The 13,602-nt window shown below is 71.4% G+C and carries 10 protein-coding genes; 6 read left to right on the top strand and 4 right to left on the bottom strand.

Annotated features, from left to right (window positions below):
* Nucleotides 1–233 precede the first annotated feature (233 nt).
* On the top strand, nucleotides 234–1,856 hold the full coding sequence (locus ABZS54_RS24105; RefSeq protein WP_355539680.1) for an APC family permease: 1,623 nt from the start codon (nucleotides 234–236) through the stop codon (nucleotides 1,854–1,856).
* 50 nt (nucleotides 1,857–1,906) lie between these two features.
* On the opposite strand, the gene ABZS54_RS24100 is transcribed toward ABZS54_RS24105, so the two are convergent.
* The gene (locus ABZS54_RS24100) at nucleotides 1,907–2,284 is read right to left on the bottom strand and encodes an RNA-binding S4 domain-containing protein (RefSeq protein WP_355539677.1); all 378 of its coding nucleotides are present in this window, start codon (nucleotides 2,282–2,284) and stop codon (nucleotides 1,907–1,909) included.
* Nucleotides 2,285–2,431: 147 nt separating this feature from the next.
* On the opposite strand from ABZS54_RS24100, the gene ABZS54_RS24095 reads away from it, so the two are divergent.
* Nucleotides 2,432–2,626, top strand: a complete 195-nt coding sequence (locus tag ABZS54_RS24095; RefSeq protein WP_355539674.1) for a hypothetical protein — start codon at nucleotides 2,432–2,434, stop codon at nucleotides 2,624–2,626.
* A gap of 148 nt (nucleotides 2,627–2,774) precedes the next feature.
* On the opposite strand, the gene secA2 is transcribed toward ABZS54_RS24095, so the two are convergent.
* Complete coding sequence (gene secA2 / locus ABZS54_RS24090) at nucleotides 2,775–5,120, bottom strand: accessory Sec system translocase SecA2 (RefSeq protein ID WP_355539671.1); 2,346 nt, start codon at nucleotides 5,118–5,120, stop codon at nucleotides 2,775–2,777.
* A 451-nt stretch (nucleotides 5,121–5,571) separates the two neighbouring features.
* Between secA2 and ABZS54_RS24085 the strand changes: the two genes are divergently transcribed.
* Complete coding sequence (locus ABZS54_RS24085) at nucleotides 5,572–6,006, top strand: SRPBCC family protein (protein WP_355539668.1); 435 nt, start codon at nucleotides 5,572–5,574, stop codon at nucleotides 6,004–6,006.
* A gap of 153 nt (nucleotides 6,007–6,159) precedes the next feature.
* Here ABZS54_RS24085 and ABZS54_RS24080 read toward each other — a convergent pair whose 3' ends face one another.
* Both ABZS54_RS24080 and fhuB read right to left on the bottom strand, forming a co-directional pair.
* Entirely contained in the window at nucleotides 6,160–6,951 is a 792-nt protein-coding gene (locus tag ABZS54_RS24080) for a SigB/SigF/SigG family RNA polymerase sigma factor (protein ID WP_355539688.1), read from the bottom strand.
* Nucleotides 6,952–7,266: 315 nt separating this feature from the next.
* On the bottom strand, nucleotides 7,267–9,537 hold the full coding sequence (gene fhuB / locus ABZS54_RS24075) for a Fe(3+)-hydroxamate ABC transporter permease FhuB (RefSeq protein WP_355539665.1): 2,271 nt from the start codon (nucleotides 9,535–9,537) through the stop codon (nucleotides 7,267–7,269).
* Between the two features lie 248 nt (nucleotides 9,538–9,785).
* Here fhuB and ABZS54_RS24070 point away from each other — a divergent pair, with 248 nt between their 5' ends.
* The 3 genes from ABZS54_RS24070 to ABZS54_RS24060 all read left to right on the top strand — a co-directional run bounded on the left by ABZS54_RS24070 (nucleotide 9,786) and on the right by ABZS54_RS24060 (nucleotide 13,576).
* Nucleotides 9,786–10,565, top strand: a complete 780-nt coding sequence (locus tag ABZS54_RS24070) for a 2,3-dihydro-2,3-dihydroxybenzoate dehydrogenase (RefSeq protein WP_355539662.1) — start codon at nucleotides 9,786–9,788, stop codon at nucleotides 10,563–10,565.
* A gap of 153 nt (nucleotides 10,566–10,718) precedes the next feature.
* Nucleotides 10,719–11,906, top strand: a complete 1,188-nt coding sequence (dhbC, locus tag ABZS54_RS24065; protein ID WP_355539659.1) for an isochorismate synthase DhbC — start codon at nucleotides 10,719–10,721, stop codon at nucleotides 11,904–11,906.
* Complete coding sequence (locus ABZS54_RS24060; RefSeq protein WP_355539656.1) at nucleotides 11,903–13,576, top strand: (2,3-dihydroxybenzoyl)adenylate synthase; 1,674 nt, start codon at nucleotides 11,903–11,905, stop codon at nucleotides 13,574–13,576. Before dhbC ends, ABZS54_RS24060 begins: the two co-directional genes overlap by 4 nt.
* Nucleotides 13,577–13,602: the final 26 nt, after the last annotated feature.

The following is a 13,602-nucleotide window of genomic DNA, read 5'->3' as shown; positions in this document are numbered from 1 at the left end:
GGGCCCGCGCCGGCCCCTCGCCGCGCCACGACGTAACCGTCCCGCCGCGTCCTGCGACGGGACCGTCGCCGGGCGCGGCCAGGGCGTCCGACATGGCGTCGGTACCCATGACTTCCCCGGGCTCCGGGGCTGCCGGTCGGGTTACCGGCGGGTCTAATCTGATGGCCTGCTTCCGATGGTCCGTTTTCGGTCGAACGGGTAGAAACCACCCGTCTAGGACAGGACGGTTCACCATGGCAACCTTCGACCCCGCAAGACCCGCCTCGTCCGAACCGCCGCTGCGTCGCGCAGCCGGCGAGAAGGGCCTCAAGACCGGCGCGCTGAGCCTCGCCTCCAGCGTCGTGATCGGAATCGCCTCCACCGCACCGGCCTACAGCATCGCCGCAACACTCGGCATCATCGTCGCGGGCGTGGGCCTGCAGTCGCCGATCGTGATGGTTCTGGCCTTCATCCCGATGTTCCTGATCGCCTACGGCTACAAGGAACTGAACGAGGACACCCCGGACTGCGGCACCACCTTCACCTGGGGATCGCGCACGTTCGGGCCGATGACCGGCTGGATGGGCGGCTGGGCCATCATCGTCGCGGACGTCATCGTGATGGCCAACCTCGCGCAGATCGCCGGCCAGTACGGCTTCCAACTGATCGGCGCCCACGGCCTCGCCGAGGACACGTTCTGGACGACGTTCGCCGGTGTCGTGTGGATCGTCCTGATGACATGGATCTGCTACGTCGGCATCGAACTGTCGGCCAACCTCCAGAAGGTGCTGCTGACCATCGAGGTCGTGGTGCTGATCGCCCTCGGCCTGACCGCGCTGTGGAAGGTCTACCTCGGTAGCGCCCCGGACGGCTCGACGCACATCGGCTGGTCCTGGTTCAACCCGTTCGAGATCGACTCGATCGACGCGCTGACCAAGGGCGTACTGGCCGCGATCTTCATCTACTGGGGCTGGGACACCGCCGTCTCGATCAACGAGGAGACCGCGGACGCCAAGCGCACTCCGGGTCGGGCCGCGGTAATCTCGACCGTGCTCCTGCTGCTGATCTACGTACTGATCAGCACCTCGGCACTGGCCTTCGCGGGCGCCGGTGACACCGGCAACGGGCTGGCCAATCCGGACAACTCCGGGGATGTACTGTCCGGTCTCGGGTCGAGCGTCTTCGGCACCGCGGGGTTCGGCTGGTTCATGGCCAAGCTGCTCGTGTTCATGGTGCTCACCTCGTCGGCCGCGTCCACCCAGACCACGATCCTGCCGACCGCGCGCACCGCGCTGTCGATGGCCGCGCACCGGGCCATCCCGGAGAAGTTCGCCCGCGTGCACAACCGGAACCTGGTGCCGACGTGGTCCACGGTCGGGATGGGCATCGCCTCGGTGGCCTTCTACGTGGCGATCACCCGGGTCAGTACCAACGTGCTCACCGACTCGATCGGTTCGATCGGCCTGGCCATCGCGTTCTACTACGGCATCACCGGCTTCACGTGCGTGTGGTTCTACCGGCACGTACTCACCCGCAGCCGACGCGACCTGATCACCAAGGGCATCATGCCGGGCCTGGGCGGGGCGCTGCTGACGTACTTCTTCATCGACGCGTGCATCGTGTACGCGGACAAGGACTACGGCACGACCTACTGGACCCTGCCGTTCCCGCCGCACTGGCAACTGGGCGGAGTGTTCCTGACCGGAATCGGCGCGCTGCTCCTGGGGGCGGTACTGATGCTCGCCTACCGGTTCCTACAGCCGGCCTTCTTCCGCGGCGAGACGCTGCCGCGTGCGGTGGCCACCCGGGAGCCGCTGAGCACACCGGCCGGGCCGCCGACCGGATCCACCAAGGCCGGTGGTCCGGGCGAGTCCTGACCTCGGCCCGGTGGGCCCGGCCCGACGCCGACGGCCGGGCCCACCATGGCTCAGCGCTCGCGGAACTGCTCCAGCACACGACGCTCGCGCTTGGTCGGGCGGCCGGCGCCTCGATCACGCCGGGCCACCGCGACCACCTCTTCGCGAGGAGGCGGCGGGGGGCTGTTGTCGATCAGACACTCGGCGGCCACCGGCGGCCCGACCCGCTTGCGAACGATGCGTTTGACCACGACGATCCGCTCGTGGCCGTCCTGGCGCAGCCGTACCTCGTCGCCGATCCTGATCGACTGGGCCGGCTTCACCTTGTCGCCGTTGACCCGCACATGCCCGGCCTTGCACGCCGCGGCGGCCAGCGAGCGGGTCTTGGTCAGGCGCACGGACCAGATCCAGCTGTCGACGCGTACGGTCCCCTCGTCTGTCGTTGCCATGTCCCGACTCTAATGCCGCACCCGGTGGCTTCGGCCGGTAGCGGTGCCGGTGGCGCACGCCGGGGCTCGGCCGATGTCGGGACCCGCCGGCACCGTATGCCAGGTCGCGCAATGGCGCGCCCGCGAAGTCGGAGCGGCGGGGACCGGATGACCGAGTGGGCGGAGCTGCGCAAGCCGATCGAGGCCCAGGACCCGCGCGAGGTCGGCGCGGCACTGCGCGGACTCGACGCCGCCGGGCGCAAGGCGTTGGTCGACCCGCTCGTTGCCTACGAACGGGTTGCGCGCCGCGGCACCGGCCTGTGGCGGCGGATGCCGGCGTCGGCCGTGGCGGGCACATCCTGACCGGTCCCTGAGGACGGCGGCGACGGGTCTACGGGCGCGGGGAACCGGGATCGACACGGCTCCCCATCCGGGCCACCAGCGGGGCCGGCCACCGGCACGAAGAACGCAACCTGCCACCTGACCGTTCGGCGGCCCGACTCCCGCCCCGTCAGCCCTCCCGCCCCGCCGCGCGAAGGCGTTTGCCGATCGCGGTCAGGAACGGCTCGTCCATCGAGGTGAAGGGGTGGTCGCGGACCATGTAGGTCCAGGTCGAGGTGGGGCGTTGCACGTCGGATCGTTCGGTGTCCAGGCCGGATTCGGTGATGTGGGCGGTGTCCAGGTGCTCGGCGGCGGCCTCCCGGGCGCGGTCGATCAGCGGGACGAAGGCGCGTTGTGTCTCGGCGTGGAAGGCGTCGATCGGGTTCTGCCGGCCGAGGGCGCGCAGGTGGATGCCTTCGCGAAGGTCGGCGGTGCGGGCCAGGTGCTCGCCCCAGGCCGCGTCGAGGTCGTAGAGGAGGAGTTGCCGGGCGGCCTCGGCCAGGACCGATTCGCCGACCGCGTCCAGGAGTTCGGCCCAGCGCTCGGGACGCAGCTCGGCCAGGACCCGGGCGGCCTCGTCGCCGTGCAGTACGCGGCGGCGCAGGTCGAGCACCTCCTCGCGCTGGAGCCGGAGTTGCCGGTTGTACCGCCACGTGGTGCGGTGTCCGTCGAGCAAAGCGCCCTCGGCCACCCGCTGCGCCTGCTCGACATGGCGCCGTACCGACGCGTCGCGGATTCGCCCGTCGTCCTCGACCCGGGCGGACCGCGGCAGCGGGTCGGACGCGTGCCGGGTGATCGATTCGTCGTCCAGGCTGGTCAGGAACACCGAAGTGCCCGGGTCGCCCTGCCGGCCGGCCCGGCCACGAAGCTGGTCGTCCAGCCGGCGGGTGGGATACCTGCCGACGCCGACGACGAGCAACCCGCCCAGCCCGGCGACCCGTTCGCAATCCACCCCGTCCCTGCCGCCGAGGCGGATATCCGTACCGCGCCCGGCCATCTGGGTGGACACGGTGATCGCACCGACCACTCCCGCGTCGGCGATGATCGCCGCCTCCCGGCTGTCGTCCCGGGCATTGAGTACCGCGCAGTTCAGGCCCAACTCGCGTAGCGCCGCGCCGATCTGCTCGGACTTGGCGACATCACGGGTGCCCACCAGGATCGGCCGACCGGTGGCGTGGGTGCGCTCGACCAGGTCGATCAGCGCGGCATCGCGCGAGGCTTCGCCGTCGTACAGCCGGTCCGGCTCGTCGACCCGCACGCACGGCACGTTCGGCGGCAGGTCGCCGGTCTCCAGGCGGTAGAACTCGCGGAGTTGCTCGGCCACGATCACGGCGGTGCCGGTCATCCCGGCAACGGTCGGGTATCCGCCGATCAGGTCCTGGACGATCAACTGGTCCAGCACCTCCCCGCGTGGCCCGACGACCAGGCCCTCCTTGGCCTCCACCGCCGCATGCAGCCCGTCCGGCCAGCGTTGCCGCTGTGCGAGCCGGCCGCGGTTGGCGTCCACCAGGCGGATCCGGCCGTCCCGGATCAGGTAGTCCACATCGCGGCGCAGCAGCACGCTCGCGTACAGCGCGACGTTGATCTGCGAGAGCCGGGCGTCCATTCCGAGTGCGAAGAGGTTGTCCACGCCCAGGGCGCGTTCCACCTCGGTCACGCCCGCGTCGGTGAGATGCACGGTCATCCCGTCCGGCTCGGCCTCGAAGTGCAGGCCGTCGACCAGACCCTCGACCACCCGGGCGGCCTCCGCCTCGTCCGAGCCCGCGGCCACCCCACCCGCCAGGACGAGCGGGATCCGGGCCTCGTCGATCAGCACCGCATCGGCCTCGTCGACGATCGCCACGTCCGGCTCGGGCAGCACCAACTCCGAGGCGGCGGTGCGCAACCGATCCCGCAGCGTGTCGAAGCCCACCTCGCCGACCGCGACGTGTACGACGTCCCGGGCGTATGCGGCCCGCCGCTCCGCGTGGGTGGATTCCTGGGTCACGTAGCCGGCGTGTACGCCCAGGAGTTCGTAGACGGGCCGCATCCACTCGGCGTCCCGGCGGGCCAGGTAGTCGTTGACCGACAACACGTGCACGCGCCGACCCTGGACCGCGAACCCGGCCGCAGCCAGCGCGCCGACCAGGGTCTTGCCCTCGCCGGTGGCCATTTCCACCACCGTGCCGCGCAACAGGCCCAACATGCCCAGGAGTTGCACGTCGAAGGCGCGTTCGCCCAGGGCGCGGAACGCGGCCTCGCGGCCCAGCGCGCACAGCTCCACCAGGGCGTCGTCGTCCCAGGACGCCGCGGACGACTTCCGCCCGGCCCCGCCGCTGGCTTCGGCCCCGCCCCCGGCTTGGGCTCCGCCCCTCGATCGGGCTCGGCTCCGCAGCGCATCCACCGCCGCGCCCAGCTCCGCGTCGGTCAGTTCGCGCAGGGCCGGCTCCCGCTCTCCCGCGCGCCGGACCAGCGGGCGCAGGCCGGTCGAGCCCATCGTCCCGGGTCTGCCCAGGAAGCGACGTACAGACCGGGTGAGAGCACCGGACGAGCCCACTGGGCCTCCACTTCCGCGGGCGCGTGCACACCCGTGTCGTCGACATCTGGCGTGCCGGGCGGCACGCGACGCACGACATGCGACGTGCGTCCGCACCCCGTACCCGCACACCACGTCCCCGAGCACCACCACCTCGGCCCGTACCCGACCCGAGCGCGCACCCGGCCCGAAAGCTCGACCAGGCGGCCGATCGAACAACGAAGCTGGATCCGACCCTGTTCCCAGCGCGGCAGACGTTCCCAGCGCAGCGGACCCCAGCGCAGTCCCAGCACCGCAGACCCGCCGCGGCCGGCCCGGAGGCTCTTGCAAAATAGTCGTTGCACAGATAATCTCTGCGTAGGTTAAATCGCTCAGCGAACAGTGAACCGAACGAACCGGGAGCAGGCACATCATGTGGACTCACGAGCACACGGTCGAGACCGAAGTCGGCGTCGAGGCGATCTGGGCCGTCCTCAAGGACCTCGACAACTGGGCGCAGTGGGACACCTCGATGGAGGCGGTCTCACTGGAGGGCCCGTTCGAGGTCGGTTCGCACGTCTTGATGACTCCCAGCGGTCAGGAGCCGATCCGGTCGCGGATCGTGGAGATCGAGGAGCATGCGCGCTACGCGGACGAGACCGGATTCGGCGGTGTGGTGCTGCGCTTCGCGCACACCCTGACCCGCCTGCCCGCCGGTGGTGCGCGGGTGACGCACCGCCTGGAGATCACCGGCGCGGCGGCCGACGAGGTGGGCCCGGAGCTGGGTCCGGCCATCACGGTCGATTTCCCGGAGGCGATGGCCGGACTCCTGAGCCACGCGGCGGCTCTGCCGACAGCCCGGGCCTGACGTCACGCTGGCCCGACCGGCAGCCGGGGCCCGACCGGCGCCCGAGCCTGAACGTATACACCCGGACCAGGCCGCACCCCCGCTCACCGAGGCCGCGGGCCCCGATCACGCCCGACGGCGTCCCCGGGCCCGCGGCGGCAGCCGGCCGGCCGGTCAGTCGGCCAACAGTTCCGAGCGCAACCGGGTCAGGATGCGATTGAGCAGGCGGGACACGTGCATCTGGGAAATCCCGAGCCGTTCACCGATCTGAGCCTGGGTCAGCTCCTCGCCGAACCGCATCGACACGATGTCCCGGTCGCGTTGCGGCAGCGCCGCCAGCAGCGGCTTGAGCACGTGCAGATTCTCCGCGATCTCGTAGCCGGGATCGACGAACGAGGACCGCACGGCGTAACTCTCGGCGGGACCGTCGTCCCCGGCCGGCGCGTCCAGCGAGGCGGCCGAGTAGCCGGCGGCGGCCGTCAGCCCCTCGGTGACCTCCTCGACGCTGATGCCGAGCCGTTCGGCCAACTCGCCGGGCGTCGGCTCGCGGTCGAACTCGCACGTGAACGCGTCCCGGGCGCGGGCCAGTTCCAGGCGCAGCTCCTGAAGTCGGCGCGGCACGTGCACGGCCCAGCTGGTGTCCCGGAAGAAGCGCTTGATCTCGCCCGAAATGGTGGGGATCGCGAAGGTGGGGAACTCGGTCCCGAACGAGGCGTCGAACCGGTCGATGGCCTTGATCAGGCCGATCGTGCCGACCTGGACCATCTCCTCGGTGGACTCGTGCCGTGAGCGATAGCGGGCGGCCACGAACCGGACGAGGGGGATGTTGAGTTCGATCAGGGTGTTGCGCACGTACTGGTACTCGTGTGTGCCTTCCTCCAACACCTTCAGCCGGTCGAAGAGCACCTTGGACATCGCCCGCGCGTCGCTCGCGGTGACTTCCGCCATGTCTTCGACGATCGGCATCTCGACCACCGGCGGTTCGACCGCCGACGGCGCGACGAGAAGAGCGGCGTGAGCTGCCTTCGCGGCGGCAGTGGAAGCGGTCGTGGCGCTCGGGTTCATGGTCGGCTTCCCCCTCTTGGTCGTACCCGGTGCGTGGTGTTCGGTGCCCGGGCATAGTGCCCCGCCTCTTTTGGCGTACACCCGTTCGCAGTAATTTCTTGGCGCCGAAGCGGGGGCTGACACGCGCATGCACATCCAAATACATCCAAACTCGCCCAAATGCACCCAAATATCTCGGGTTGCGGGTGTGGGCGGCGTCCGCAGGTCTGCCGAGGACTACGCGCGCGTCGCGCTCGATCGTCCCAGCAGCACCCACAGCAGGAACGGGCCGCCGAGCACCGTACCGACCACGCCGACCGGAATCTCCGCCCCGTCCAGCATGATGCGGCCGAGCATGTCGGCCAGCACGATCAAGATCGCGCCGACCAGCATCGAGCCCAGGATCGGCACCCGCAGCGGCCCGGCAAGCCGGCCGGCGATCACCGGCGCGGCCAGCGCGATGAAGCCCACCGGCCCGCAGATCCCGACCGCCAACCCGGCCAGGCACACCGCCGCGATCAGGCAGACCAGCCGGATCCGGGCCGGATCCACGCCCAGCGAGGCGGCCGTGGAGTCGTCGAAGCGCAGCACGTCCAGTTTGCGGCCGAGCACCAACGCGAGCGGGACCAGCACGGCCAACCCGATCAGTACCGGGCCGGCCACGTCGTAGCCGCGCCCGTTCAGGCTGCCCGAACTCCACACGTACAGCGCGCTCGCCGAGTTGAGCGAGCGTCGGGAGAGCACCACCTGGGTGATCGCCGACGCGAGCGCGGACAGCGCGAGGCCCACCACCAGGACCCGGTAGCCGCGTTGGCCCAGGCCGCCGGCGACCGCGGTGACCACCAGGACGGCGACCATCGCGCCGATCGGGCCGGCCCACCACGCGCCGAAGGTGCCGCCCGCACCGAAGGTGACGGAGATCAGCACGGCCGCGGTCGCGCCGTCGTTGACGCCGAGCAATTCCGGTGTGGCCAGCCGGTTTCGGGCCAGGGTCTGGGTCAGGCAGCCCGCGACGCCCAGTGCCGCACCCGCCGCCGCCCCGGCGATGATGCGACCGAGCCGGAACTCCCGGATGAGCAGCACGTCGAAGTGGTCGCCGTGGCCGAAGACCGCGTTGAAGGTGCGGACCAGGCCCAGTTCGCGTTGGCCGGAATACACCGACAGCACGATCGCGCCGAGCAGGGCGACGGCGAGCACGGTCGTGGTCAGCACGGCCCGACCGGGCAGCAGCAGGGACAGGGTGCCGCGGCGCAGCACCAGGTGTTCGGGCATCGTGCGCAGCCGGCGCGGCACTCGGGCGGCCACGGCGAGGCCCAGCCGGCGAAGCGGGGAGCGACGATCGCCCGCGCGCGTGGCCGGCTCGGCGCTCGCCGGGTCGGTCAGGCCCAGCGCGCCCAGTCGTCGGGAGCGGACCACGCCGATCAGCATCGGTGCGCCGATCAGCGCGACGATCACCGATACCGGCGCCTCGAACGGCCGGGAGACCACCCGCGCCGCGACATCGGCGGCGGTCAGCACGGCCGCGCCGATCAGCGCCGCGAAGCACAGTTGGGCCGGAATCCGCGGGCCGACCAGGGTGCGGGCGAGGAAGCCGGCGAGCAGGCCGAGGAAGGAGATCGGGCCGACCAGGGCGACCGAGGACGCGGTGAGCAGGGTCACTGCCAGGGCGACCAGGACCCGGGTGAGTGCGGGGCGGTGGCCGAGGCTGCGGGCGAGGTCGTCGCCGAGTACCAGGGCGGACAAAGAGCGGGAGGTCAGCAGCGCGATCGCGAAGCCGACCGCGAACACCGGGGCCAGGCTGCCGAGCGACTCGAAGCCCTGGATGCCGGCCAGCGAGCCGAGCACCCAGAAGCGGAACGTGTCGTACGCCTCGGCCGAGTTGACGATCAGCACGTTGGTGATGCCGCCGAACGTCGCGCTCAGCGCCGCGCCCGCCAGGACCAACCGCATCGGCGAACCGCCGCCGCGCTGCCCGGAGATCAGTAGCACGAGCAGTCCCGCGACGGCCGAGCCCACGAACGCCCAGAGCAGATAGCCGTATCCGGTCTCCACGCCGACCAGCGTGATGCCGAGCACGACGCCGAGCGAGGCGCCCGCGTTGACGCCGAGCAGGCCGGTCTCGGCGAGCGGGTTGCGGGTGACCGTCTGGAGCAGGCAGCCGGCCACGCCCAGCGCGGCACCGGCGAGCAGCGCGGTCAGCGTGCGGGGGAGCCGCAGATCGCGGATGACCAGGGTCAAATGGGTGTCCGAGCGCGCGCCGCCCCGGTCGAAGAGGTAGTCGAACGCGCCGCCGACGCCGACCTCACCGGCGCCCACCGAGAGCGAGACGCCGGCCAGCACCAGCACCGCGGCGAACAGCGCGATCCCGGAGAAGAGCACCGTGCGCCGGCCGTGCGGGTTCCGCGACAGGGCGTCTGGGCGTTCGTCCGAGGGCGGCTCCGGCATCGCGTCGGCGGGATCGCTCGGAAGACCCGCCGAGTTTCGCAGAATCGGCTGATGCACAGTCATAAGGTGAGGCTAACCTAATAATCCAGGGCTCTTCGAGGAACGTCCGAGGGGGTCGGCGTGCGGCCCGGAGGCACCTCGGGCGACATCCGGGGCGCACCGCACAGGGGGGTTCCGGAGGCGAAGTCCGGCCGCGCGCCCGGGTTCAGGTGATTCGAGTATGTCCCCGGCCACCATCGACCATCCGCGTGCAGTTAGGTTAGGCTCACCTAAACTTCAGCGTCGGAGTCGTGTTTGCCGAGGGGATTTCCGTGCACCCATCAGACCTCGCCGGCCGCGTCGCGGTGGTCACCGGCGCCGCGCAGGGCATCGGTGCCGCCGTCGTCCGGGCCCTCGTCGACCACGGCGCGATCGTCGCCGCCACCGACCGCGATCCGGTCGGTATCAAGAAGCTGATGGCCGACGACGACACCGACGCGGTGGTCGCCTACCCGCTGGATGTCACCGACGCTCCGGCGGTCACCGCCACCGTGGCCGCGATCGAGCGACACCTGGGACCGATCGCCATCCTGGTCAACGTCGCGGGCGTGCTGCACACCTCGCCGGTGGCCGAACTCACCGACCGGGCCTGGGCGGACGCGTTCGCGGTCAACAGCACCGGGGTCTTCCACACCAGCCGCGCGGTGGCCGGCCCGATGGCCGAACGCGGTGCGGGCAGCATCGTCACGGTCGGCTCCAACGCGGCCGGCATCCCACGCACCGGGATGGCGGCGTATGCGGCATCCAAGGCCGCCGCGACCATGTTCACGATGTGTCTGGGCCTGGAACTCGCGCGCAGCGGTGTGCGCTGCAACGTGGTCTCGCCCGGCTCCACCGACACCCCCATGCAACGCGCCCTGTGGACCGACGCGGGCGCGCCGCAACGGGTCCTCGACGGCGATCTCGCCAGTTACCGCACCGGGATCCCGCTGGGCCGGATCGCCGATCCCGCGGATATCGCCGAGGCGGTCGTCTTCCTCGCCTCGGACCGGGCCCGGCAGATCACCATGCACAACATGTACGTCGACGGCGGCGCGACGCTGCACGTGTGACGGACCCTCAGCACCTCCGTCGGGCCCGACCCACACCGTCCCGCCCCGGCTCGGCGGACACCAACCCGCACCCGCACCGGTTCGGCTCGGCTCTTCGATCGAGCCGCCGCACGGCCTCCGCAGCACCCCGCCGGAGAATCAAAGGAGCCTCAGGTGACCACCCCAGAAGCCACCGGCCTCGCCACAGTGGGCGCGGCGACCGCGTTGCTCGACGCGTATCGACCCGGCAGCGCGCGCTTCTTCGCCTCACCGACCCGCACCCTGCTCGCGCACGGCACGCGGGCCGAAGTCGCTCACGACGACCGGCCGTTGGCTGCTCGGGTGGCGGAGACGCTGGCGGCGGCGAGCCCGGTCGGCGGGCGCGGCCCCATCGTGCTCGGCGCCATCCCGTTCGATCAGGGCGAGCGCACCGCACTGGTGGTCCCGGAGACGGCCGGCTGGGGACCGCCGCTTTCCGCCGACCCGCTGATCGCGCTGGCCGCTCCCGAACCGATCGCGACCGCATGGGACATCCGACCCGTGCCCGCGCCCGAGGCATACGGGGCCGGTGTGACCGAGGCGGTCCGGCGGATGCGCGCCGGCACGCTGGACAAGGTGGTGCTGGCCCGCACCCTGGAACTGCGCTCGGCCGAACCACCGGACATACCGGTGCTGTTGCAGCGCCTGGCCCGTCGCGACCCACAGGGCTACACCTTCGCGGTGCCGGGAGTACGAGCCGGCAGCACGCTGATCGGCGCCAGTCCGGAGCTGCTCGTCTCCCGCACCGGCCGGCACCTGCTGGCCAACCCGCTGGCCGGCTCGGCCAAGCGCAGCATCGATCTGGCCGAGGACGTGCGCCGCGCGACCGGCCTGCTCGAATCCGACAAGGACCTGCACGAACACGCCGTCGTGGTGGCCGCGGTGCGCGCCGCGCTCGCGCCGTTCTGCGAGACGCTGGAGGTGCCCGAACGACCGACCCTGGTCTGCACCGCCGCGATGTGGCACCTGTCCACCACCGTCACCGGCACGCTGCCGGCCCAGGACCCGGCCTCCGCGCTGGAGTTGGCCTGCGCACTGCACCCCACCCCGGCCGTGTGCGGCACCCCGACCGCGAGCGCCCGCCGCACCATCGCCGACCTGGAGCCGTTCGACCGGGGCCTGTACACCGGCATGGTCGGCTGGGGCGACGCGGACGGTGACGGCGAATGGGTCGTCACCATCCGCTGCGCCGAGGCGGACGCGGACAGGCTGCGGCTGTACGCCGGCGCCGGCATCGTGACGGCCTCCGCGCCGGACGCCGAAATCGCGGAGACCGAGGCCAAGTTCCGTACCCTCCTGCACGCCGTGACGGGCCGGTCGTGAGCGCCCCGATCCTCGTGCCTGCGCCCACCTGGCCCGCCGAGTTCGCCGAGCGCTACCGGGCCGCCGGGTACTGGCGCGGCGAGACGTTCGGCGGCATGCTCCGCGAGCGCGCCGCCGCGCACCCCGACCGGATCGCGATCGTGGACGGCGACCGCCGCTGGAGCTACACGGACCTGGACGAGCGGGCCGACCGGCTCGCCGCCGGACTGCTCGCCCGCGGGATCGGCAAGGGCGATCGGGTCGTGGTGCAACTGCCCAACGTGGCCGAGTTCTTCGCCGTCGTCTTCGCGCTGTTTCGGATCGGCGCGCTGCCGGTCTTCGCGCTGCCCGCCCACCGCGAGACTGAGATCGCCTACTTCTGCGCGTTCACCGAGGCCGTCGCCTATGTGATCCCCGACGTGTCCGAGGGCTTCGACCACCGCGCGCTCGCAAGCAGGGTACGCGCCGACCTGCCCGCGCTGAAGCACATCCTGGTGGTCGGCGACCCCGGCGAACACACCGCGCTCACCGACGTCGAGCTCGACCCGGTGGAAGTCACCGATCCGCCCGGCCCGGACGAACTCGCCTTCCTGCAACTGTCCGGCGGCAGCACCGGCGTGCCCAAGCTGATCCCGCGCACGCACGACGACTACATCTACTCGTTGCGCGGCTCCAACGAGATCTGCGCGGTGGACGCGGACAGCGTGTACCTGTGCGCACTGCCCGCCGCACACAACTTCCCGCTCAGTTCGCCCGGCACGCTCGGCGCGCTGTACGCGGGCGCCCGGGTGGTGCTGTGCCCCAGGCCCACCCCCGACGTGGCGTTCGCCCTGATCGAGCGCGAACGGGTGACCATCACCGGGGTGGTCCCGCCCCTGGCGCTGGCCTGGACCGAGGCGGCCGAGCGCGGCGGCTTCGACCTGAGCAGCCTGTGTGTCCTGCTGGTCGGCGGCGCGAAGTTCAGCGAGGAGGCGGCCCGCCGGGTCACCCCCACGATCGGCTGCACGCTCCAGCAGGTGTTCGGGATGGCGGAGGGCCTGGTCAACTACACCCGGCTGGACGACCCGGACGAGCTGATCGTCACCTCGCAGGGTCGACCGATCTCGCCGGACGACGAGATCCGGATCGTCGACGACGCCGACACGGAACTGCCCGAGGGCGCGACCGGACACCTGCTCACCCGCGGCCCGTACACCATTCGCGGCTACTGGAACGCGCCCGAGCACAACGCGAGATCGTTCACGAAGGACGGCTTCTACCGCACCGGGGACGTGGTCCGCCGGCTCCCCTCGGGCCACCTGGTGGTCGAGGGCCGGGCCAAGGACCAGATCAACCGCGGCGGCGAGAAGGTCGCGGCCGAGGAGGTGGAGAACCACATCCTCGCCCACCCGTCCGTGCACGACGCGGCCGTGGTCGCGGTACCGGATGCCTACCTGGGCGAACGCACGTGTGCGTACGTGATTCTGCGCACCGGCGCCGAGCCGCTCAGGCCGGTGGCCATCCGCCGCTTCGTACGCGAACGCGGTCTGGCCGGCTACAAGGTGCCCGACCACGTCGAGTTCGTCGAGACGTTCCCGTATACGGGCGTCGGCAAGGTCAGCAAGAAGGACCTGCGCGCGGCGATCGCCGCCGGACTGGCCGACGCATCCGGACCGGGCGACACCTCCGGACCGGGCGACGAAGCACGCTGATTCGGGCGATTCATCCTCCTGCACCC

Source organism: Embleya sp. NPDC005575 (genome assembly GCF_040605455.1).
Taxonomy (GTDB): Bacteria; Actinomycetota; Actinomycetes; order Streptomycetales; family Streptomycetaceae; genus Embleya.
This window is presented reverse-complemented; position numbering and strand designations above follow the sequence as displayed.